Below are 20,589 nucleotides of genomic sequence, written 5' to 3' on the forward strand. Positions count from 1 at the left end.
TTGGCGGGGGTGAGGGAAGGCCGGCGTTCAGCCTGCGTATTTGGGGAAAGATGAAGGGGTCAGGCCAGCGCGTTCAGGGCCTCGGCCAGGTCGAGCGCGCCGTCGTAGAGCGCCCGGCCCGAGATCGCGCCGGCGATCACGCCGGTGTCGCGCAGCGCGACGAGGTCGGCCAGCGACGACACGCCGCCCGAGGCGATCACCGGGATCGACGTCGCCCGCGCGAGATCGGCGGTGGCGGCCACGTTCGGCCCCCCCATCGCGCCGTCGCGGTCGATGTCGGTGTAGATGATGGCGGCGACGCCCGCGTCCTCGAACGCAGCCGCGAGGTCGGTGACCATGACGTCGGTTTCCTCGGCCCAGCCCTTGGTGGCGACGCGGCCCTTGCGGGCGTCGATTCCGACGGCGACCTGCCCGGGGAAGGCGGCGGCGGCCTGCCGCACCAGCGCGGGGTTCTCCACCGCCACGGTGCCCAGGATGACGCGCGCGATGCCCTTGGTCAGCCAGCCCTCGATGGTGGCCATGTCGCGGATGCCGCCGCCGAGCTGGGCGGGGACGGAGGTGGCCGCCAGGATCGCCTCGACCGCGGCGCCGTTCACCGGCTGGCCCGCGAAGGCGCCGTTCAGGTCGACGAGGTGGAGCCACTGGCAGCCCGCGTCCTGGAAGGCGCGGGCCTGCGCGGCGGGGTCGGTGTTGAACACGGTGGCCTTGTCCATCTCGCCGCGGAGCAGCCGGACGGCCTGGCCGTCCTTGAGGTCGATGGCGGGGTACAGGATCATGGCCGGTCCTTTCGCTGGGGTCGGCGCGCTTTTGCCCCGCTGGCCGCGCGGGGGCAAGGGCGCGCGCGGGCCTGTGCGCCCGCGATCTGGCGTAACGTCACACTGGACAGCCCCGGGGGCACAGCGGCTAGATCGCCGCATCACTCATGGGAGGAGATGAGTCATGCGGAACTTCCTGCTTGCTGCGGTGGCCCTGATGGCGATGGGCGGTGCGGCGATGGCCGACAACCTGATCGGCGACTGGCGCACCGCGCCCGACGACAACGGCAACACCGGCATCATTCGGATTACCCAGTGTGGCCAGTCGCTCTGCGGCACGCTGGTGCAGGCCTTCGACGCCTCGGGGGCGGTGATGCAGTCCGAGAACGTCGGCCGTCAGATCGTCTGGGACACCAACCCGACCGGCGAGGCGGGCCAGTACCGCGGGATGCTGTATTCGCCCGACCGCGGGCGCGAGTACCGCTCGCGGCTGCAGCTGTCGGGCAACCAGCTGTCGGTGTCGGGCTGCGTCATGGGCGGCGCGGTCTGCCGCGAAGGCGGGGTCTGGCAGCGCCAGAACTGAGCCGCGCCGGCCAGGATCGATGACAAGGGAAGGGGCGTCCGCAGGGGCGCCCCTTTTTCCATGCCGGTGCGCTCAGGGCCGCCAGCCGAGGAAGTTGGCGATCAGGCGCAGGCCCGCGCGCTGGCTTTTTTCCGGGTGGAACTGGGTGCCGACCACGTTGTCCCGGCCGACGATGGCCGTGACCGGCCCGCCGTAATCGGCGTGGGCCAGCAGATGCGCGGGGTCCGCCACCGTCATCGCGTAGGAATGCACGAAATAGGCGTGGTCGCCGGTCTCGATCCCGTCCAGCACCGGGTGCGGGCGGTCGATCACCAGGTCGTTCCAGCCCATGTGCGGCACCTTGAGGCCCGGGTCGGACGGCGTGATGCGCAGCACCTCGCCGGGGATCCAGCCGAACCCCGCCACGTCCTCGTATTCGCGGCCCCAAGTTGCCAGCATCTGCATCCCGACGCAGATGCCGAGGAAGGGCACGCCGCGGATCTCCACCGCCTCGACGATGGCCTGTTCCAGCCCGTCTATGGCCTGCAGCCCGCGGCGGCAGGCCGGGAAGGCGCCGTCGCCCGGCAGCACGATGCGGCTGGCGCGCGCCACCGCGTCGGGGTCGGCGGTGACGGTGACGGGGCCTGCCCCGGCCTCGGCGGCCATGCGCTGGAACGCCTTTTCCGCCGAGTGCAGGTTCCCCGAATCGTAGTCGATCAGGACAGTCGCCATGGGGTTACAGGCTGCCCTTGGTCGAGGGGATCGCGTCGGCGCGGCGCGGGTCGGGCTCCACCGCCTCGCGGAGCGCGCGGGCGACGGCCTTGAACGCGGCCTCGGCGATGTGGTGGCTGTTGATCCCGGCCAGTTTCGTGACGTGAAGCGTGATGCCGCCATGGGTCGACAGCGCCTGGAAGAACTCGCGCACCAGCTCGGTGTCGAAGCTGCCGATCTTCTGGGTGGGGAAGTCGACGTCCCACACGAGATAGGGCCGCCCCGACAGGTCGAGTGCCGCGCGCAGCAGCGCGTCGTCCATGGCGAGGTGGAAGCTGCCGTAGCGCCGGATGCCGCGCTTGTCGCCCAGTGCCTTGGTCAGCGCCTGGCCGAGCGCGATGCCGACATCCTCGACCGTGTGGTGATCGTCGATGTGCAGGTCGCCGGTGCAGCGCACCTCGAGGTCGATCAGCGCGTGGCGGGCCAGCTGGTCGAGCATGTGGTCGAAGAAGCCGACGCCGGTCTTGTTGTCGTAGCGGCCCGTGCCGTCGAGGGCGACCGACACGGAGATGTCGGTCTCGGCGGTGGTGCGGGTGATCCGGGCAGTGCGCATGGCGGCCTCCGTCTGTCTCGGACGACCCTATAGACGCGGGAATCGGGCGGGGAAAGGGCGGGCTAAAGGCCGAGCAGGTCGAAATAGGCCTGTGTGACATCGCGCCAGCGGTAGCGCCGGCGGGCGATGGCGGCCAGTTCGGCGCCCATGCCGTGGGCCAGGCGCGGGTCGGTCAGCACGGGGACGAGGGCGTCGAGGCTGTCGGCGCTGTCGAAATAGGCCGCCGCGTTGTCGGTCGTGGCCCGGTTGAAGGGGCAGTCGAAGGCGGCGACGGGGATCGCGAAGCCCATGATCTCGACCAGCGTGGGGTTGGTGCCGCCGGCGGAATGGCCGTGGACATAAAGCGTGGCGCCGTCACGGATGGCGCGCAGGCGGCCGGGGTCGTACTCGGCCTCGAGAAGGTGCAGGTGCGGGTGGCCGGCGTAACGCTGGCGCAGGTCGCGGCCGTGCGCCGTCGCGCCCCAGTTCGCCATCACCACCAGCGGCGGGCGCGGCGGGCGGGCGGCGAAGGTTCGCAGGATCAGGGCGAGGTTGTTCTCGGGCTCGGCCCGGGCGATCGACAGCGCATAACCGCCCCGGGGCAGACCGAGGTCCGAGATGTCGGCGGGCGGCGTGCTGCGGGCCGCCTCGTGCCCGTAGGTGATGGCCAGCGTCTCGCGGCCGTAGCGGTCGCGGACATGGCGGGCGATCTCGGGGTTGTCGGCGATGACCTCGTGCGACCAGCGCGCCGCCAGCGCCTCGGACCCGCGCAGAACGCCGCGGGCGAGGCGGCCCCATTTCGGCCGCCGCCACTCGATCCCGTCGAGGTGGGTGACGATTCGCAGCCGCGTCGTGGCGCGGATCAGCGGCAGGGCCGAGGCGCCGGACACACCGAGGACCAGGGCCGCGGCGTGGCCGCTGCGGGCGGCCTGCATCAGCGACAGGGCGTCGTAGGGGATCGACTGGGGGCCGTTGGCCTTGAGGGGCAGGTAGCGCAGCCGGGCGCCGAGAAAGCTGTCGGGGTGCGGCGCGGAGGTCTGCGGGCGGCTGCACCAGATCGTCAGCCGGTGCGCCTTGCCGGCGGCGGCGGCCGCGCGGACCAGTTCCTCGGCCAAGGTTTCGAACCCGCCGTAGCGGGCCGGAACGCCGACGGTTCCGATCACGGCGATCTGTCCGGCTGCGACCATCGTCAACAGAGGAAAGGCCCGCGACGGGGATGCCGTCGCGGGCCTTCATGAGTCGCGGTGATGACCGATCAGGTGCCGTCCGACGCCAGGCCGATGATGACGCCGGCGAGGACGACGAAGCCGCCGACCACGATGGCCCCCGCGGGGATCGTCGTCAGGATCGGCAGGGTTCCCGCCTGGGTCGATGCGGTGGTGTCGAGCGGGGCGATCTGCTGCGCGGTCGCAGCGGTGCCTGCCAGAAGGGTCGCAATCAGGGTCGTTCCGATAATCTTCTTCATCGTGAAGCCTCCAATAAGTAGCTTGGGAAAGGGATACCGCAGGGACCCGCGTCCGATCAATGCTCGATTGCCCGGCTGGCGGAATTCCTCGCATCGCTGCCATGCAGCGTGTCCGAAATGCCGCGCCCATGTCGCGTTTGCCTGCGCGTTGTGCAGGTTGCGGACAGGCCGGATCACTCCTTGAGCCGGGTGATGCGCAGGTGGCCGATCTCGGGGCCGACCCACTGGTCGGACTGGATCGTCCGCCCGGCGCTGTCGAGGCGGTAGATGTTCTCGTAGCGGTCCGCGCCGGCCTGGCAGGTTTCGGTCATCCGCGTCAGGCTGCGGCTCGCGCCCGCGATCACCACCGGCTCGGGCCCGTCCAGCCGCAGGGTGCAGCTGTGCACCTCGCGCAGCTCTTGCGCCTCGCCGTCGAGGCGGACCATGAGCCGGTCCACCGGCCCCGTGCGCCGGGCCGCAAGCGCGGCGGCGACGGGCCGGACATCGGTCGCCATCAGGTCGAAGCCGAGGCCGCGGGTCGACCGCAGGAGGCCCCCGGCGCCCAGGGTGATGCCCCAGTCCTCGGGGCTGCGCCAGGTGGCGTCCGGCCCGTTCTGGCCGACGCGGGTCATCAGGCTGGCGCTGCCGAGGCGGGTCGCCTCGACAAGGATCAGCGGGCCCTGCAGCTGGGCCACTACGGCGGGCGGCACCGTCGCCGCGGTCAGGGCCGGGCCCGTCGCCGCGACGGCCCCGCCGCCGAGGCCGGTGGCCCCGACGATGGTGCGGACGCCCTGCACGAGCGGATCGCTGCGGCCGTCGCCGCAGGCGGCCAGCGACACGGCCAGCGCGGCACAGCCGAGCAGGCGCAGGAAGGGGCTCAGCGCCATATCATGCCTCGCGTGTCTTCGAACCGGGGCCGGTGGTAGTCGGTCACCAGGCCGTTCAGCCGCCCCTCGATGTTGAGCGTCGCGCCCCCGTCGCGCAGGACGGGGCGGATCGTGGCGGCCACGTTCTCGCGCGTCGCGGTGCCCGCGGTCCAGCCCAGCGGGATGTCCAGGGTGATCCCCTTGTCGAAGCTGCCCTCGCCGAAATCGTCGAAGGAGACGTCGGTGAAGGTGGCGAAGGCCCCGACGCGCCAGCCGTTGTCGAACACGCGCTCCAGCCGCAGGGTCGCGCCGTAGTCGCCCGCCAGGTAGCGGCCGGCATCGACCTGCGCCTCGAAATCGCCGCCGAGGTCGAAATAGGCCGACACATGGCCCATGGTCACGTCGTAGTCGCGCAGGCCGAAGCCGCCGTCGAAGTCCCGCTGCCAGACGTGGTTGACCTCGATCCCGAGGCCGAGGCGGCTGTCGACCGGCCGCCACAGCAGTTCGCCCGAGACCCCGGCATACATGCGTTCCAGGTAGCCCACCGTCAGGCGGCTGTATATGTTGCGCGCCGGCCGGCCGTAGTGGCTGAAGGTCAGGCGCTCGACGCGCGCGTCGCTTTCGCGGTTGTAGAGATAGGCGTCGGTGCGCACCGGGTAGGGGGCGGTCGGGCTGGCGACCGGGCCGTCGACCTGGCGCTGCTCGTCGAGGTTGCCGGCGACACGGGCGCGGACCTCGCCCTCGGCGACGAAGCCGTTGCCGAATTCGTAGCGCGCCTCGGCGCGCACGCCCACGTCGGCGCGGATCGGGGCCGAGGGGTCGAACAGCGCGGTCTCGAGGTAGGGCGACACGCCCCAGGTGAAGCGGCGGCCGGGTTCCAGGATCTCGATCAGCTCGGGGTCGCGGGCGCCCAGCGGGTCCTCGACCTCGGCGCGGGCGAGCAGCTGGGCGGCGCCGTCGGGGGCGTGCTCCAGCGCCTCGATGTCCGAGCGGGACATGCGGACGCGGCTGACGTCCATCCCCTCGACGACGAAGACGACCTCGAACACCTCGACCGAGTGCGGCATGGTGATCGACAGCACCCGCATCGCGCGGCCGAGCGCCATGCTCTCGAACTGGTAGCGGGTGTTGCGCACCCGGATGACGGCGCGGCCGGCGTCGAGCGACAGGCCCAGCAGGTCGAGCCCCTCTTCCTCCATCAGCCGGGCGACGTTGTCGCGCAGGATCGCCGGGCCGTCGGGCTGGGCGGTCCAGCCGGTGGCGTAGGGCTGGGTCCGGGGCGGGCGCGGCGCGACCGGGTTCGGCGCCGCCGTGACCAGCGAATTGGCCGCCGGGCGGCGCGGGTCGATCAGCAGGCTGTAGCTGAGGCCGAAGGTGTTGCCGTAAAGGTAGTGCGCCCCGATCGTGGCGTTGCGGCCGAGCCGGTAGGTCGCGCCGATGTTGATCGGGCTTTCGACGCTCAGGAGCCCGTCCGCCGCCTCGGCGAGGTAGAGGTCGGAGGAATATTCCACCTGCACCCGCAGCCGGTCGGTCGCCTGCCATTCGATGCCGCCGAACAGGGCCGCGTCGCCGCGGAAGAACTGGTCGAAGTCGACGTTGCCGCCGAGCCCGATGTCGATCGGCGGGCGCGGGCCGAAGGGCTGGCCCAACGGGCTGCGCTGGCCCAGCCGGCCCCAGCCGATGCCCGCCGTCACCGCCAGCTGGTCGTCGGCGCCGAAATGCCGGGTCGCCACCACGTATTCGCCGCCGTAGATGCCGGTGCCCACCACGTCGCGGATGCCGACCGCGACGGCCGGCCACCAGCCGCCCTCGGGAATCGCGAGCCAGTGCAGGTCGAAGCTGCGGTCGAAGTAGAACTCCTGCGCCGGCGGCGAGGCATCAGGCGTGAAGAAGCCGCCGATGACCGAGTAGCGCAGGGTGGCCGTCACGCGCGGCAGCACCTGGAACGACAGGGTGCCCCGGGTCTGGTCGGCGAAGTGGACCACGGTGGTGGCGAGGTTCCCGTCGGGCATGGCCCCGGCGCTGGGCATGTCCATCAGGCCGGGCAGGCCGTAGAAGTTCAGCGTGGGCTGCGCCGACAGGCTGCGGTTCGGTTCGGTCTGGGCGCTCGCGGCCTGCGCGCCGCCGAGGGCGAGGGCCGCGAAGGCGAGCGTGCAGAGCCTGGAGGTCGTCCTCATCCATCCGATCCCGTCGTCACCGCACCCGATCGTCCGGCCGGGGCCGGGCGGTGCACTATCTTTGGTGTGGTGATACCGCCATTTTTCCGGTGGTGCCCGCAAGCTTGTGCCACCCGGGCCGCATTGGTGCCCGAGCGATGCAATCGGGTCACGCTGGGCGGCGGGCTGCACAGGATTTCGGCAGCGCGGGAAACGAAAAGGCCCGGGTCCGAGGACCCGGGCCTTTGCGACTGGAGCGGGTGATGAGATTCGAACTCACGACCCTTACCTTGGCAAGGTAATGCTCTACCCCTGAGCTACACCCGCTCTGTGGACGCGGGTATTAAGCGGAAGCGCGGGGGGGTGCAAGGGGGAAATTCGACCTTTTTCTTGACCCGGCGGGGGTCATGCCGGACGATTGACACGGGACATGATCGGGATCGTTTGGCAGGAAGGAAATCCCCATGAAAACAACGATCATCGCCACCCTCGCGGCGCTGGGCTCCGCGTTGCCCGCGGCCGCGCAGTCGCTGCTGACGCCGGTTTCGGTGTCGGTCCAGCGCTACGACGAGATCGTCAGCCCCAACGGCAACGCGGGCCTGTCCTGCTGCGCGCCCTTGGTGCTCGAAAGCGGGCCGGGCGCCGATTTCTACCATGTCCGCATGGTCTTCGACGCGGGCTTCTCGGAGACGGTCGACCGCATCTCGATCAGTTCCAACGACATCACCCTGTGGCTTCCGGGCGCCGCCGAGGGGCAGCGCACGGTGGGCCGTTACGACTACGTGGGCGTGTTCGAGGACGGCTCGCCGTCGATCTTCGCGCGCCGCCCGCGCGACTGGCCGGCCGAGACCGAGCAGGGCTTTCTCGAGGCGGTCTGGCTGGTGCCCGACGGGGTGACGGCGGCGACGGTGCACATCGGCCCGGCCGACGCGCTGCTGCAGGTGCCGATCGACCTGAACGTGGCGCCGACCCAGCCCGTCACCCCCGGCCAGACGCTGCAGGTGGCGGTCACGGGCTTCGGCGCCGAACCGGCGCTCGCGCTGACCACCCGGATCAGCGGGCAGGACCTGGCCGGGCGCGTGGTGCCCACGGCCGGGCAGGCGCTGCGGCTGGAACTGACGGCGACGCCGCTGATGTCGACCGCGACCGACGCGCAGGCCGGCGAGAACCGCGCCTTCATGCAGGCCGAGAGCTTCGCGCTGGTCGGGCCGGACGGGCTGCCGCTGTCCTATCTCGGCTACGAGACCAGCGACGGGGTGCGCACGCGCTGGAGCATCTCGTCGAGCTGGACCGACCAGCCTCGGCCGAGCGAGCTGACGCTCTACTACCTCGGCGCGCCCACGGCGGGCACCTGGACGGTCTACTACCTTCAGGACCCGGTCGCGCAGTTCAACCTGCAATAGGGGCCACGCGCGCCTGCCCCGGGGCGGGCGCGCGTCATTCCAGCTCGATCAGCAGGTCCTTGGCGTCGATCTGGCCGCCGGGCGAGACGTGGACGGCCTTGACCGTCGCGTCGCGCTCGGCGTGGAGGCCGGTCTCCATCTTCATCGCCTCGATGGTCAGAAGGAGGTCGCCGGTCTTGATCTTCGACCCCGCCGTCACCGCGACCGAGGCCACCACGCCCGGCATCGGCGCGCCGATGTGGTTGGGGTTGCCGGTCTCGGCCTTGGCGCGCTTCACCGCGGTGCCCGCGATCTTGCGGTTCGGCACGCGGATGGTGCGGGGCTGGCCGTTCAGCTCGAAGAACACCTTGACCTCGCCGTCGTCGGTGGTCTCGCCCACCGCCTGAAGCTGGACGACCAGCGTCTTGCCGGGGTCGATCTCGGCCTCGATCTGCTCGCCGGGCTCCATCCCGTAGAAGAAGGTGCGGGTGGGCAGGGTGCGGACGGGGCCATAGGTCTTGTGGCGGGTGGCGTAGTCGGAAAACACCTTGGGATACATGAGGTAGCCCATCAGGTCCTCGCCATCGAGCTCGACCTCGAGCTTCTCCGACACCTCGGCGCGGGTCTTGTCGAGGTCGACGGGCGGCACATGCTTGCCAGGCCGGTCGAGGATCGGCTGCTCGTCCTTCAGCACCTTCTTCAGGATGCCCGGGGGGAAGCCGCCCGGCGGCTGGCCGAGGTTGCCGCGGAGCATGTCGATGACCGACTCGGGGAAGGCGACCTCCTTCTCGGGGTTCTCCACGTCCGCCCGCGTCAGGCCCTGGCTCACCATCATCAGCGCCATGTCGCCCACCACCTTGGAGGACGGCGTGACCTTCACGATGTCGCCGAACATGCGGTTCACGTCGGCGTACATCTGCGCGACCTCGTGCCAGCGGTCCTCCAGCCCCATGGATCGCGCCTGCGCCTTGAGGTTGGTGAACTGGCCGCCCGGCATCTCGTGCAAATAGACCTCGGACGCGGGCGCCTGCATCCCCGATTCAAAGGCCGCGTAATGGGCGCGGACGGCCTCCCAGTAGTCGGAGATCTCGCGGATCGCCTTGATGTCGAGCCCGGTGTCGCGGTCGGTGAACTGGAGCGCCTCGACGATGGTGCCCAGCGTCGCCTGCGACGTGTTCCCCGACAGCGCGTCCATCGCGCAGTCCACGGCATCGACGCCGGCGGCCGAGGCCGCAAGGATCGTGCCGCAGGCGATGCCGGCCGTGTCGTGGGTGTGGAAATGGATCGGCAGGTCCACCGCATCCTTCAGCGCCGGGATCAGCACCGCGGCGGACGCCGGTTTCAAGAGCCCCGCCATGTCCTTCAGCCCGAGCACATGCGCGCCCGCGGCCTCCAGCTCCTTGGCCATGCTGACATAGTATTTCAGGTCGTACTTCGCCCGGTCCGGGTCGAGGATGTTGCCGGTGTAGCAGATCGTGCCCTCGCAGATCTTGCCGGTCTCCAGCACCGCGTCCATGGCGACGCGCATGTTCTCGACCCAGTTCAGGCTGTCGAAGACCCGGAACACGTCGACGCCGGACTCGGCCGCCTGCCTGACGAAGGCCTGCACCACGTTGTCGGGGTAGATCGTGTAGCCGACGCCATTGGCCCCGCGCAGCAGCATCTGCGTCATGATGTTGGGCATCGCCGCGCGGATGTCGCGCAGGCGCTGCCACGGGCATTCCTGCAGGAACCGGTAGGCCACGTCGAAGGTGGCCCCGCCCCAGCATTCCACGCTGAACAGCTGCGGCAGGTTCGCGGCGTAGGCGGGCGCGACCTTGATCATGTCGATCGACCGCATCCGGGTGGCCAAGAGCGACTGGTGCCCGTCGCGCATGGTCGTGTCGGTGACGAGGAGCTGGGTCTGCTCCTTCATCCACTTCGCCACCGCCTCGGGGCCGTGCTCGTCCAGAAGCTGCCGTGTGCCCATCGCCGGCCTCTCGGCCTTGAGCGCCGGGGGGCGCGGGTCCTTGACGTCGGCGCGGGGGCGGGGGCGCCCCTCGGTCTCGGGGTGCCCGTTCACCGTGATGTCGGCGATGTAGGTCAGGATGCGCGTCGCCCGGTCGCGCCGCGGCTTGAAGTCGAACAGCTCGGGCGTCGTGTCGATGAACTTGGTCGTGTACTGGTAGTTCAGGAAAGTCGGGTGCTTCAGGAGGTTGATGACGAAGTCGATGTTCGTGCTGACGCCCCGGATGCGGAACTCGCGCAGGGCCCGGTCCATCCGCGCGATGGCGGCCTCGGGCGTCGGCGCCCAGGCCGTGACCTTTTCCAGCAGCGAATCGTAGTAGCGCGTGATGACCGCGCCCGAATAGGCCGTGCCGCCATCGAGCCGGATGCCCATGCCGGTGGCACCCCGGTAGGCGGTGATGCGGCCGTAGTCGGGGATGAAGTTGTTGGCCGGGTCCTCGGTCGTCACCCGGCACTGGATCGCGTGGCCGTCCAGCGTGATGTCGTATTGCGAGGCGACGCCGGTGGCCTCCACCAGCGACTTGCCCTCCGCGATCAGGATCTGGGCGCGCACGATGTCGATGCCCGTCACCTCCTCGGTCACGGTGTGCTCGACCTGCACGCGGGGGTTCACCTCGATGAAGTAGAATTTCCCCGTGTCCATATCCATCAGGAACTCGACCGTGCCCGCGCACTCGTAGTTCACGTGCTCGCAGATCTTCTTGCCGAGCAGGCAGATCTCCTCGCGCTGGGCGGCCGACAGGTAGGGGGCGGGGGCGCGTTCCACGACCTTCTGGTTGCGGCGCTGGACCGAACAGTCGCGTTCATAGAGGTGGTAGATGTTGCCGTGGCTGTCGCCGAGGATCTGCACCTCGACGTGGCGGGCGCGCAGGATCATCTTCTCCAGGTAGCCCTCGCCGTTGCCGAAGGCCGCCTCGGCCTCGCGCCGCCCCTCGCGGACCTTTTCCTCAAGCTCCTTTTCCGAGGTGATCGGCCGCATCCCGCGCCCGCCGCCGCCCCAGCTGGCCTTGAGCATCAGCGGATAGCCGATCTCGGCCGCCTGCGCCCGGATCGCGGCCATGTCGTCACCCAGCACCTCGGTCGCGGGGATGACGGGCACGCCCGCCTCGATCGCCACGCGCCGGGCGCTCGCCTTGTCGCCCAGCGCGCGCATGGTGTCGGCCTTGGGGCCGATGAAGGTGATCCCGGCCTTGACGCAGGCATCCACGAAGGCGGGGTTTTCCGACAGCAGGCCATAGCCCGGGTGGATCGCGTCGGCGCCCGACTGCTTGGCGACGCGGATGATCTCGTCGATCGACAGGTAGGCCGCGACGGGGCCGAGGCCCTCGCCGATCTTGTAGGCCTCGTCCGCCTTGAAGCGGTGCAGGCTCAGCTTGTCCTCGTCCGCGTAGACCGCGACCGTGCGCTTGCCCAGCTCGTTGGCGGCCCGCATGACGCGGATGGCGATCTCGCCGCGGTTTGCGATCAGGATCTTCTTGAAGTCGGGCATCGGTCACGGGCCTTTCGTCTCGCGGTTGCAGCATGTGTAGGCCTGCGGACCGCGCCGGGCAACCGCCGTGTCGTCGCGGGATGCCTTGTTTTTCAAGCCGTTTCGCATGCAACGGTGCACCGGGGCGCCGGGCCGGCCCACACGCGGCGCGCGAGTGCCGGTCAGCCCGGCGTGGCCAGCCGCTCGGGCAGGTCCGACAACCGCTGCGCGCCGATCTGGGCCATGTTCGACGCCATGTCCTTGACCAGGATGTCATGCCAGTGCGCCGGGCCCTCGCGCCCCAGCGCCCCCAGCGCGAAATGCCAGGGCCGGCCCATCATCACGAAGCTCGCCCCCAGCGCCAGCGCCCGCATCACGTCGAGCCCGCCCTCGATGCCGCTGTCGAACAGGATCGGCAGCCGCGTCGCGCCGCGCACGTGGCGCAGGCCGTCGAGGCTGGCCGGCGACCCGTCGAACTGGCGCCCGGCGTGGTTCGAGACCCAGATCGCGTCGACCCCCTCGGCGTCGGCGCGGGCGGCCACCTCGGCCTCCATCACGCCCTTCAGGATCAGCGGCCCGTCCCATTCCTCGCGCAGCGCCCTGACGTAGTCCCAGTCGGGCGCCGCGCGCAGCAGGTAGCCGACATGCGCGGTGGAGGGCAGGGGGCCGGTGGCCTTCTGGTCGGCGTAGCTGTCCATCAGGCGCATCCGCGGCATCCCCGTGGCCTGGATGCCCAGGGCCCAGGCCGGGCACAGCGCCACCTGCGCCATGAGCCGCGGCGTCAGGCGCGGCGGCTGCACGAGGCCCCCGCGCGTCTGCCGCTCGCGCCGCGAGGCGGCGGGCACGTCCACCGTCAGCACCAGCGTGTGGAACCCCGCCTCGCGCGCCCGGCGCAGCATGTCGGTGCGCATCCCCGGGTCGCGGGGCGGATACATCTGGAACCAGCCCTGGTCGCCGATGTCGCCCTTCAGGTCCTCGGGCGTGCGCGTCGCCACGGTGGACACCGTGTAGGGAATGCCGGCCCGGGCCGCGTGGCGGGCCAGGTGCCGCTCGGCCTCGGGCCAGATCAGCCCCGACATGCCCAGCGGCGCGATGCCGAAGGGCGCCGGGTAGCTCCGCCCCAGAAGCGTGGTGGACAGGTCCGCCTTCACCTCGCCCCGCAGCGCCGCGGGCCGGAACAGCACCTCGTCGAGCGCGGCGCGGTTGCGTGTCGTGACCGTCTCGGCGCCGGTGGCGCTGTCGAGGTATTCCCACACGAAATGCGGGATGCGCCGGCGCGCGCGGGCCTTGAGGTCGGAGAGGGCGGGGTAGCGGCTGTGCAGGTCCATGGCGCGCAGCAAGCCGTGGGACGCGCGCCTTGTCCAGACCCCGCCGACCGCATCCCCTTCATCTTTCCCACAAATACGCAGACCCGGCCCGCCGCCGGGCGCGGACGGAACATTCTGCGAACAAACCTTTAAAGCCGCGGCGTTCCGCACTATCCTTGCCGCATGAGCAGTTTCGACGACTCCGACGCCTTCGAGGCCGCGTCCTCCCAGTCCCTGTCCGCGCGGGCGATGGCCGCGCGGCCGATGCCGCATCTCGACGGGCTGAACCCCGCGCAGCGCGCCGCGGTCGAGGCGCTGGAGGGGCCGGTCCTAATGCTGGCCGGGGCCGGCACCGGCAAGACCCGCGCCCTGACCGCCCGCATCGCCCACCTGCTGCAGACCGGCACCGCGCGGCCGAACGAGATCCTCGCCGTGACCTTCACCAACAAGGCCGCGCGCGAGATGAAGCTGCGGGTCGCGGCCCTGATGCGCCAGCCGGTCGAGGGGATGCCCTGGCTCGGCACCTTCCACGCGATCTGCGTCAAGCTGTTGCGCCGTCATGCGGAGCTGGCGGGGCTCAAGTCGAACTTCACCATCCTCGACACCGACGACCAGGTCCGGCTGATGAAGCAGCTGATCCTCGCCGAGGAGATCGACGAGAAACGCTGGCCCGCCCGGCAGCTGGCCGGGATCATCGACGGTTGGAAGAACCGCGCGCTGACCCCCGACAAGGTGCCGGCGGCCGATGCCGGCGCCTTCAACCGGCGGGGCATCGACCTCTACGCGCAATACCAGCAACGCCTGCGGGAGCTGAACGCCGTCGATTTCGGCGACCTCCTGCTGCACATGATCGCCATCTTCCAGGCCCACACCGACCTGCTGCAGCAGTACCAGCGCTGGTTCCGCTACATCCTGGTGGACGAATACCAGGACACCAACGTCGCCCAGTATCTCTGGCTGCGCCTGCTGGCCGCCGGGCATTCCAACATCTGCGTGGTGGGCGACGACGACCAGTCGATCTACGGCTGGCGCGGCGCCGAGGTGGGCAACATCCTGCGGTTCGAAAAGGATTTCCCGGGCGCGCAGGTGCTCCGGCTGGAGCAGAACTATCGCTCCACCGGCCATATCCTCGCCGCCGCCTCGGGCGTCATCGCGGGCAACAAGGGCCGGCTGGGCAAGACGCTCTGGACCGAGGGCGAGGACGGCAAGAAGGTCCACCTGATCGGCCACTGGGACGGCGAGGAGGAGGCGCGCTGGATCGGCGAGGAGATCGAGGCGATGACCCGCGGCACCCGCGGGATGGACCCGATCAGCCCCGATGGCATGGCGATCCTGGTCCGCGCGTCACACCAGATGCGCGCCTTCGAGGACCGCTTCCTGACCATCGGCCTGCCCTACCGGGTGATCGGCGGCCCCCGCTTCTACGAGCGGATGGAGATCCGGGACGCCATGGCCTATTTCCGCGTCGTGGTCAGCCCCGACGACGACCTCGCCTTCGAGCGGATCGTCAACACGCCCAAGCGCGGCCTCGGCGACAAGGCGCAGGCGACGATGCAGAAGCTGGCGCGGTCGAACGGCGTCAGCCTGCTGGAAGGCGCGCGGCTGGCCGCCGAGACCGGCGCGATCGGCGGCAAGGGCGGCAAGGAGCTCAAGGCGCTGCTCGACGGGCTTGCGCGCTGGCGCGACCTGATGCTGGGCGGCCTCAGGCCCGTCACGCCGGGCGCGGCCGACGACGACCTCTTGGTCGAGGAGGACCGCCCCGCCGCGGAGCGGCTGTCGCACATCGAGCTGGCCGAGCGGATCCTCGACGAGTCGGGCTACACCGCGATGTGGCAGGCCGACAAGACGCCCGAGGCCCCGGGGCGGCTGGAGAACCTCAAGGAACTGGTCAAGGCGCTGGAATCCTTCGAGAACCTGCAAGGCTTCCTCGAACATGTCAGCCTGATCATGGACAACGAGCAGGAGGACGGCGAGCCCAAGGTCACGCTGATGACGCTGCACGCCGCCAAGGGGCTGGAGTTCCCCGCCGTGTTCCTGCCGGGCTGGGAGGACGGGCTGTTCCCGTCCCAGCGCGCCATGGACGAGGAAGGCATGAAGGGCCTCGAGGAGGAGCGCCGCCTCGCCTACGTCGGGATCACCCGGGCCGAGCGCGTCTGCACCATCTCCTTCGCCGGCAACCGCCGCGTCTACGGGCAATGGCAGAGCCAGATGCCCTCGCGTTTCATCGACGAATTGCCCGAGGATCATGTCGAGGTGCTGACGCCCCCGGGCCTCTACGGCCATGGTGGCGGCATGGGGGCCAGCGCCTCGCCGGTGGCCGACCTGATGCGCGGGTCCGACCTGCACGCCGCCGCGGCGCGGGCCGATGTCTACAACTCGCCCGGCTGGAAGCGGCTGCAGGCGAATCAGGCCCGCCCCGGCCTGCGCCAGCCCGCCGAGGCCCGCCACATGACCGTCGACGCCGAGGCGGTCAGCGCCTTCGCCCTCGACGACCGCGTTTTCCACCAGAAATTCGGCTACGGCACCGTGGTTTCGGTCGAGGGGGACAAGCTCGGGGTTGATTTCGACAAGGCCGGGGCGAAACATGTCTTGGGGAGGTTTCTCGTCGCTGCTGGCGCGGCGGGGGACGTGCCGTTCTGACCGGGACGGCAGCGGGGACGGCACAGCACGGACGACCTGGTGCAATCCGGCGGGGAGGACGCCTGATGAAGACCCTGGTTCTGGAACCCGACCCGATGCGCGCGCAAAGCTGGGTGGCCCTCTATGGTGGCGTCATGGGCGAGGTGCATGTCGCCCGCAGCCCGGCGCAGGCCCGCCTGATGCTGGCCGGCGGCAGCTACGACCGGCTGTGCCTCGCGGCGGAGGGCGCCAGCCTGGCGCTCCTGTCGGTGGTGCGCGCCGTCAACCCGGGCTGCGAGATCGTCGACCTGGGCACCCGCCGCGCGCGCCCGGCGAACGGCGCGGCCGATCCCTGGCCCCTCACCCCCTGAGCATCGGCCACAGCGACGCGACCAGCAGCAGCGCCATCGTCACGTTGAAGGCCCGGAGCCGCCCCGGCCCGTCCAGCCAGCGCCGCAGCTGCGTGCCCGCCGCCGCCCAGACCGCGACCGAGGGCAGGTTCACCAGCGCGAACACCCCCGCCACGACCAGCGCGCCCCAGAGGCCGCCGTCGGGCGCGAAGTTGGTCTGGGCGTAGATCGACATGTACCACGCCTTGGGGTTCACCCACTGGAACCCCGCCGCCTGCAGGAAGCTGAAGGGCCGCCCGCCCGGCCTGGCCTCGCCCGGGGCGGCGGCGTTGGCGATCTTCCACGCCAGCCACAGCAGGTAGGCCGCCGACACCGCCATCAGCGCCCCGCGCAGCCAGGGCAGGGCCTCGAACAGGCCGAGCAGCCCGAGCCCGACGAGCGCCGTCATCACTGCATGTCCGACCGAGATGCCCAGCATGTGCGGCACCGTGCGCCCGAGGCCGAAATTGGCGCCCGAGGCGAGCAGCATGATGTTGTTCGGCCCCGGGGTGATCGAGGACGCGAAGGCAAAGACCGCAAGGGCCAGGAGCAGATCGGGTGTCATGGCGGGCAGACTGCGCCGCCCGTGGCGCAATGAAATTGCAATCCGTGTGCAGGGCGGGCAATCTGCGCAAGGAATGACGACGATTGACCAGAAAGACCGCCAGATATTGCGCGTGCTGTCCCGCGAGGGGCGGATCAGCAACCTCGACCTCGCCGAGCGGGTGGCGTTGAGCCCCTCGGCCTGTTCGCGCCGGGTGCAGGCGCTGGAGGCCGCGGGCGTGATCGCGGGCTACCGCGCGGTGCTGCCGCCCGACCGCCTGGGCCTGGGCTTCGTCGCCTACATCACCGTGGGCCTCAGCGAGCATACCAAGCGCGCGCAGGAGGCCTTCGAGCGCGCCATGCAGGCCGCGCCCGAGGTCCGGGAGTGTCACAACATCACCGGGGCGGTGGAATACCTGCTGCGCGTCGAGGCGGCGGACCTGCCGTCCTACAAGCGGTTCCACACCGACGTGCTGGGGGCGCTGCCGCAGGTGGCGACGATCACGACCTATGTCGTGATGGGCTCGCCCAAGGACGAGCGCGCATAGCGGGGACTGAAGGAAAAAAGGCGGCGGCATCCTAAGGGAGGAGGTGGATGCCGCCGCCAGCATACAGCGCCAAGGGAGGAGGAGGCGCCGATCTGCGGGTCGCAAGGCGCAGGGCCTTGCGGGAATGGGGTGGCGGCAGGGCCAAGGGAGGAGGAGAGCCCCGCCGCCGGTCGTCACGGTTCCCCCAAAAGGGAGGAGGAGAGGGAACCGGTCCGTGTGGCCCGTTGCCGGGCCGGGTAGATGCGGACCCATCCTAGGGAGGAGGGAGATGGACCCGCGGGCCGGGCGATCCGAAGGGAGGAGGAGGATCGCCAGGCTGTTCCGTGTGTCAGGCCGGTCAGACCTGCTTGCCGTAGGCCGCTTCCAGCGCGACCGAGCGCAGCGTCGTCGGGTTCAGCCCGAGATCCGCCAGCTCGCGCGGCGAGAGCGCTTGCAATTCGGCCAGCGTATGACGATAGACGCGGTAGGCGCGCCACGCATCGGACAGGTCCTTGCGGATCTCGGCGATACGGTCGCCAAAGCTCAGGGTCGCGCTGCGGTTGCTCGAAACATATGCCATGTTCAGTCTCTTTCCTCGGTCATCGGGGTTGCGCCGGATTGCGCTAACATCTTCCCCGTCAGGGCGTTGTGTCGTGTCCGCCCTTGTTGAAACCGAAGATAAGCGAATGCTGCGTCTGCACAATGGACGATGGTTCAATGCTGCTTTGCAGCAAATGCATGGCTGGGGATGACGTTGCGGAAGGGTGCCCTTGACATCTCGGGGCTGGCGGGCGGGGCGTTCCGCGACGGGCAGTTCCGGCTGTTCTTCGTCGGGATCTTCTTTGCCGTGCAGGCGATCTGGGTGCAGCGGGTCACGCTGGGCTGGCTCGCGTGGGAGCGCACGGGCTCGGCCGGCTTCGTGGGGCTGGTGGCGGGCCTGAGCCTTGCGCCGGCGCTGGTGCTGGGCCCGTTCTTCGGCGTGATGGCCGACCGGGTCGACATCCGCCGCGCCTCCTTCACCACCAACGGGTCGATGGCCGCGGTGCTGGCGGCGCTGGCGCTGGCGTTGCCGTGGACGGGGCCGGGGGCGCTGGTGCTGGCGGCGCTGGCGATCGGGGTGATCTCGTCGGCGCATCATCCGGTGCGCATGTCGCTGGGCCCGCGGCTGGTGCCGGCGGCGATGGTGCAGCACGTCGTCAGCATCACGGCGCTGAACTTCAACCTTGCCCGGCTGGTCGCGCCGGTGCTGGCGGGCTGGGTCATCGCCACCGCGGGGGCGGGGGTGGCGCTGTGGCTGTCGGTGCTGTGCTACGTGCCGATGCTCCTTGTGCTGCCGCGGCTCCGGCCGCGCGCCCTGCCGCCGCGTGCCCGCGCCTCGGTCCTGAGCGATCTCGTGGAGGGGCTGCGCTATGCCGTCACCGCGCCGCTGGTGCGGAGCGCGCTCCTGCTGACGCTGTCCTTCGCCACGGCGGTGCGCGGCGCGCTCGAGGTGCTGCCGGTGCTGGCCGACGGCGCCTTCGGGCGCGGGGCGGCGGGGCTGGGCGTGCTGACGGCGGCGGCGGGGGCGGGGGCGCTGGGCTCGGCGGTGCTCAAGGCCGCGGGCGCCGACGCGGTGGGCGCGCGGCTGTCGCCGGCGGTGCTCTGGGCGACGATGGTCGGGCAGGGGGCGGTGGTGGCGATGGGCGTGGCGCCCGCCTGGCCGCTGGCGGTGCTGGCCACCGCGCTGACGGGGTTCTGCGCCACCTGGGTCGGCGTGTCGATGCAGGCCTCGATCCAGTCGGACCTGCCCGACGCCTACCGCGGCCGGGTGATGAGCCTGTGGGTGGTGGTCGGCTTCGGCACCGTGGCTCTGGGCGCCTTCGCCATCGGTGCGCTGGCGGAATGGATCGGCATCGGCGCGGCGCTGGCGGTGGCGGGGCTGACCGGCGCGGCGGTGCAGGGCGCGCTGATTCTGGGGGTGCACCCGCGCCGCTGACGCCCTATGTCAGTCGCGACCGCAGCCAAGCCCGAGACGACCATGACCCAGACCCGCGAGACCATCCTCGACGCCCTCCGCCGCCTGACGCTGCCCGATGGCGGCGACGTGGTCAGCCGCGACATGGTGCGCGCGCTGCGGGTGGACGGCGGCAAGGTCAGCTTCGTGCTCGAGGCCGAAAGCCCCGAGGCGGCTCGCGCGATGGGCCCGGTGCGGCTCGCCTGCGAACAGCTGGTGGGCAAGCTGCCCGGCGTGGACAGCGTGGCGGTCGCGCTGACGGCCCACGGCCCCGCGGCCAAGGCGCCGGCCGCCCCCGCCGCCGCGCCGCCGAGCCTGAAGATCGGCGGCCACCCCACGCCGCAGGCCGGGCCGATGAAGCCCGCCGGCGTGCAGCGGATCATCGCCGTCGGCTCGGGCAAGGGCGGCGTGGGCAAGTCGACGGTCGCCTCCAACCTCGCCGTGGCGCTGGCGCGGGCGGGCAAGCGGGTGGGCCTCCTCGACGCCGACATCTACGGGCCGAGCCAGCCGCGCATGATGGGCGTGAACAAGCGCCCGTCCTCGCCCGACGGCAAGACCATCATCCCGCTGCACGGCCATGGCGTGACGCTGATGTCGATCGGCTTCATGCTGCCCGAGGAAAAGGCGGTGGTGTGGCGCGGGCCCATGCTGATGGGGGCGCTGCAGCAGATGCTGACGCAGGTGGAGTGGGGCGAGCTGGACGTGCTGATCGTCGACCTGCCCCCCGGCACCGGCGACGTGGCGATGACGCTGTGCCAGAAATCCGAGGTGACGGGCGCCATCGTGGTGTCGACGCCGCAGGACGTGGCGCTTCTGGATGCGCGCAAGGCGCTGAACATGTTCGACCTGCTGAAGACGCCAGTCCTGGGCCTGATCGAGAACATGGGCGTCTACCACTGCCCGAACTGCGGCCACGAGGCGCATATCTTCGGCGAGGGCGGGGTGAAGGCCGAGGCCGCGCGGCTGGGCCTGCCCTTCCTCGGCTCGCTGCCGATCGACCTCGACACGCGGCTCGCGGGCGACGCGGGCACGCCCATCGCCACGGGCGACAGCAGCATGGCCACGGCCTACGCGGCGCTGGCGCGGCGGCTGATCGACGGCGGGATCGTCTGACCGGCCCGATCACGACGGGGTGATTCGCGCCGGGCAGTGCCCCGGCGCGCGCCCCGGATCGGCATTTCGGCCCATGGGTGGAAAAATCTGGGCGGCGATCCCACGCCGTCCCACCGACCGGCCGACCCCTACATCTAGGGATTGTTTCCACGCCA

18 protein-coding genes and 1 tRNA gene are annotated in these 20,589 nt (G+C 70.8%); 7 read left to right on the forward strand and 12 right to left on the reverse strand.

Features of this window, described 5'->3' with window-relative positions:
• Positions 1-59 precede the first annotated feature (59 nt).
• Entirely contained in the window at positions 60-776 is a 717-nt protein-coding gene (gene hisA, locus HCU73_RS04415) for a 1-(5-phosphoribosyl)-5-[(5-phosphoribosylamino)methylideneamino]imidazole-4-carboxamide isomerase (RefSeq protein ID WP_168622167.1), read from the reverse strand.
• Positions 777-939: 163 nt separating this feature from the next.
• Between hisA and HCU73_RS04420 the strand changes: the two genes are divergently transcribed.
• Positions 940-1,338 carry a DUF2147 domain-containing protein gene (locus HCU73_RS04420; protein ID WP_168622168.1) on the forward strand — a complete coding sequence of 133 codons (399 nt, stop codon included), beginning with the start codon at positions 940-942 and terminating at the stop codon, positions 1,336-1,338.
• Between the two features lie 72 nt (positions 1,339-1,410).
• On the opposite strand, the gene hisH is transcribed toward HCU73_RS04420, so the two are convergent.
• The 7 genes from hisH to HCU73_RS04455 form a co-directional block, all read right to left on the reverse strand.
• Positions 1,411-2,049 (reverse strand): imidazole glycerol phosphate synthase subunit HisH, encoded by a 639-nt coding sequence (gene hisH / locus HCU73_RS04425; RefSeq protein ID WP_168622169.1) that lies wholly within the window; start codon positions 2,047-2,049, stop codon positions 1,411-1,413.
• Positions 2,050-2,053: 4 nt separating this feature from the next.
• Positions 2,054-2,641: an imidazoleglycerol-phosphate dehydratase HisB gene (gene hisB / locus HCU73_RS04430; RefSeq protein ID WP_168622170.1), complete on the reverse strand. Its 588-nt coding sequence runs from the start codon at positions 2,639-2,641 to the stop codon at positions 2,054-2,056.
• A 62-nt stretch (positions 2,642-2,703) separates the two neighbouring features.
• Positions 2,704-3,783: a DUF1972 domain-containing protein gene (locus HCU73_RS04435; RefSeq protein WP_338051975.1), complete on the reverse strand. Its 1,080-nt coding sequence runs from the start codon at positions 3,781-3,783 to the stop codon at positions 2,704-2,706.
• Positions 3,784-3,875: 92 nt separating this feature from the next.
• Complete coding sequence (locus HCU73_RS04440) at positions 3,876-4,085, reverse strand: hypothetical protein (protein WP_168622172.1); 210 nt, start codon at positions 4,083-4,085, stop codon at positions 3,876-3,878.
• Positions 4,086-4,258: 173 nt separating this feature from the next.
• Positions 4,259-4,951, reverse strand: coding sequence for a YjbF family lipoprotein (locus HCU73_RS04445; RefSeq protein WP_168622173.1), 693 nt, complete (start codon positions 4,949-4,951; stop codon positions 4,259-4,261).
• A complete protein-coding gene (locus tag HCU73_RS04450) occupies positions 4,942-7,107 on the reverse strand; it encodes a YjbH domain-containing protein (protein WP_168622174.1) in 2,166 nt (721 codons plus the stop codon). Before HCU73_RS04450 ends, HCU73_RS04445 begins: the two co-directional genes overlap by 10 nt.
• A gap of 231 nt (positions 7,108-7,338) precedes the next feature.
• Positions 7,339-7,413 (reverse strand) — tRNA-Gly (locus tag HCU73_RS04455).
• A 137-nt stretch (positions 7,414-7,550) separates the two neighbouring features.
• Here HCU73_RS04455 and HCU73_RS04460 point away from each other — a divergent pair.
• Positions 7,551-8,489 carry a hypothetical protein gene (locus tag HCU73_RS04460; protein WP_168622175.1) on the forward strand — a complete coding sequence of 313 codons (939 nt, stop codon included), beginning with the start codon at positions 7,551-7,553 and terminating at the stop codon, positions 8,487-8,489.
• Between the two features lie 34 nt (positions 8,490-8,523).
• Here HCU73_RS04460 and HCU73_RS04465 read toward each other — a convergent pair whose 3' ends face one another.
• Together HCU73_RS04465 and HCU73_RS04470 are read right to left on the reverse strand one after the other, a co-directional pair.
• Positions 8,524-11,964, reverse strand: coding sequence for a pyruvate carboxylase (locus HCU73_RS04465; protein ID WP_168622176.1), 3,441 nt, complete (start codon positions 11,962-11,964; stop codon positions 8,524-8,526).
• Positions 11,965-12,125: 161 nt separating this feature from the next.
• A complete protein-coding gene (locus HCU73_RS04470) occupies positions 12,126-13,271 on the reverse strand; it encodes an alpha-hydroxy acid oxidase (RefSeq protein ID WP_210730468.1) in 1,146 nt (381 codons plus the stop codon).
• 162 nt (positions 13,272-13,433) lie between these two features.
• On the opposite strand from HCU73_RS04470, the gene HCU73_RS04475 reads away from it, so the two are divergent.
• Together HCU73_RS04475 and HCU73_RS04480 are read left to right on the forward strand one after the other, a co-directional pair.
• Positions 13,434-15,890 carry an ATP-dependent helicase gene (locus HCU73_RS04475; RefSeq protein WP_168622177.1) on the forward strand — a complete coding sequence of 819 codons (2,457 nt, stop codon included), beginning with the start codon at positions 13,434-13,436 and terminating at the stop codon, positions 15,888-15,890.
• 65 nt (positions 15,891-15,955) lie between these two features.
• The gene (locus HCU73_RS04480; RefSeq protein WP_168622178.1) at positions 15,956-16,240 is read left to right on the forward strand and encodes a hypothetical protein; all 285 of its coding nucleotides are present in this window, start codon (positions 15,956-15,958) and stop codon (positions 16,238-16,240) included.
• Here HCU73_RS04480 and HCU73_RS04485 read toward each other — a convergent pair.
• Positions 16,230-16,823 (reverse strand): LysE family translocator, encoded by a 594-nt coding sequence (locus HCU73_RS04485; protein ID WP_168622179.1) that lies wholly within the window; start codon positions 16,821-16,823, stop codon positions 16,230-16,232. The two genes, HCU73_RS04480 and HCU73_RS04485, sit on opposite strands and share 11 nt — an antisense overlap.
• Positions 16,824-16,896: 73 nt before the next feature.
• Between HCU73_RS04485 and HCU73_RS04490 the strand changes: the two genes are divergently transcribed.
• The gene (locus tag HCU73_RS04490) at positions 16,897-17,349 is read left to right on the forward strand and encodes an Lrp/AsnC family transcriptional regulator (protein ID WP_168622180.1); all 453 of its coding nucleotides are present in this window, start codon (positions 16,897-16,899) and stop codon (positions 17,347-17,349) included.
• A 337-nt stretch (positions 17,350-17,686) separates the two neighbouring features.
• On the opposite strand, the gene HCU73_RS04495 is transcribed toward HCU73_RS04490, so the two are convergent.
• Complete coding sequence (locus HCU73_RS04495; RefSeq protein ID WP_168622181.1) at positions 17,687-17,908, reverse strand: DUF1127 domain-containing protein; 222 nt, start codon at positions 17,906-17,908, stop codon at positions 17,687-17,689.
• 168 nt (positions 17,909-18,076) lie between these two features.
• Between HCU73_RS04495 and HCU73_RS04500 the strand changes: the two genes are divergently transcribed.
• Both HCU73_RS04500 and HCU73_RS04505 read left to right on the forward strand, forming a co-directional pair.
• Positions 18,077-19,303: an MFS transporter gene (locus tag HCU73_RS04500; RefSeq protein ID WP_168622182.1), complete on the forward strand. Its 1,227-nt coding sequence runs from the start codon at positions 18,077-18,079 to the stop codon at positions 19,301-19,303.
• Between the two features lie 42 nt (positions 19,304-19,345).
• Complete coding sequence (locus HCU73_RS04505; protein WP_168622183.1) at positions 19,346-20,434, forward strand: Mrp/NBP35 family ATP-binding protein; 1,089 nt, start codon at positions 19,346-19,348, stop codon at positions 20,432-20,434.
• Positions 20,435-20,589: the final 155 nt, after the last annotated feature.

Source organism: Roseicyclus persicicus (assembly GCF_012395815.1).
Taxonomy (GTDB): domain Bacteria; phylum Pseudomonadota; class Alphaproteobacteria; order Rhodobacterales; family Rhodobacteraceae; genus Roseicyclus; species Roseicyclus persicicus.

What these genes read in the sequence shown, in the direction of transcription:
- HCU73_RS04420 (WP_168622168.1), top strand. Translation starts at nt 940, where the DNA reads ATGCGGAACTTCCTGCTTGCTGCGGTGGCCCTGATGGCGATGGGCGGT.
- HCU73_RS04505 (WP_168622183.1), top strand. Translation starts at nt 19,346, where the DNA reads ATGACCCAGACCCGCGAGACCATCCTCGACGCCCTCCGCCGCCTGACG.
- HCU73_RS04440 (WP_168622172.1), bottom strand. Translation starts at nt 4,085, where the DNA reads ATGAAGAAGATTATCGGAACGACCCTGATTGCGACCCTTCTGGCAGGC.
- hisB (WP_168622170.1), bottom strand. Translation starts at nt 2,641, where the DNA reads ATGCGCACTGCCCGGATCACCCGCACCACCGCCGAGACCGACATCTCC.
- HCU73_RS04465 (WP_168622176.1), bottom strand. Translation starts at nt 11,964, where the DNA reads ATGCCCGACTTCAAGAAGATCCTGATCGCAAACCGCGGCGAGATCGCC.
- HCU73_RS04500 (WP_168622182.1), top strand. Translation starts at nt 18,077, where the DNA reads ATGACGTTGCGGAAGGGTGCCCTTGACATCTCGGGGCTGGCGGGCGGG.
- HCU73_RS04480 (WP_168622178.1), top strand. Translation starts at nt 15,956, where the DNA reads ATGAAGACCCTGGTTCTGGAACCCGACCCGATGCGCGCGCAAAGCTGG.
- HCU73_RS04475 (WP_168622177.1), top strand. Translation starts at nt 13,434, where the DNA reads ATGAGCAGTTTCGACGACTCCGACGCCTTCGAGGCCGCGTCCTCCCAG.
- HCU73_RS04485 (WP_168622179.1), bottom strand. Translation starts at nt 16,823, where the DNA reads ATGACACCCGATCTGCTCCTGGCCCTTGCGGTCTTTGCCTTCGCGTCC.
- hisH (WP_168622169.1), bottom strand. Translation starts at nt 2,049, where the DNA reads ATGGCGACTGTCCTGATCGACTACGATTCGGGGAACCTGCACTCGGCG.
- HCU73_RS04460 (WP_168622175.1), top strand. Translation starts at nt 7,551, where the DNA reads ATGAAAACAACGATCATCGCCACCCTCGCGGCGCTGGGCTCCGCGTTG.
- HCU73_RS04495 (WP_168622181.1), bottom strand. Translation starts at nt 17,908, where the DNA reads ATGGCATATGTTTCGAGCAACCGCAGCGCGACCCTGAGCTTTGGCGAC.
- HCU73_RS04470 (WP_210730468.1), bottom strand. Translation starts at nt 13,271, where the DNA reads ATGGACCTGCACAGCCGCTACCCCGCCCTCTCCGACCTCAAGGCCCGC.
- HCU73_RS04490 (WP_168622180.1), top strand. Translation starts at nt 16,897, where the DNA reads ATGACGACGATTGACCAGAAAGACCGCCAGATATTGCGCGTGCTGTCC.
- hisA (WP_168622167.1), bottom strand. Translation starts at nt 776, where the DNA reads ATGATCCTGTACCCCGCCATCGACCTCAAGGACGGCCAGGCCGTCCGG.
- HCU73_RS04450 (WP_168622174.1), bottom strand. Translation starts at nt 7,107, where the DNA reads ATGAGGACGACCTCCAGGCTCTGCACGCTCGCCTTCGCGGCCCTCGCC.
- HCU73_RS04445 (WP_168622173.1), bottom strand. Translation starts at nt 4,951, where the DNA reads ATGGCGCTGAGCCCCTTCCTGCGCCTGCTCGGCTGTGCCGCGCTGGCC.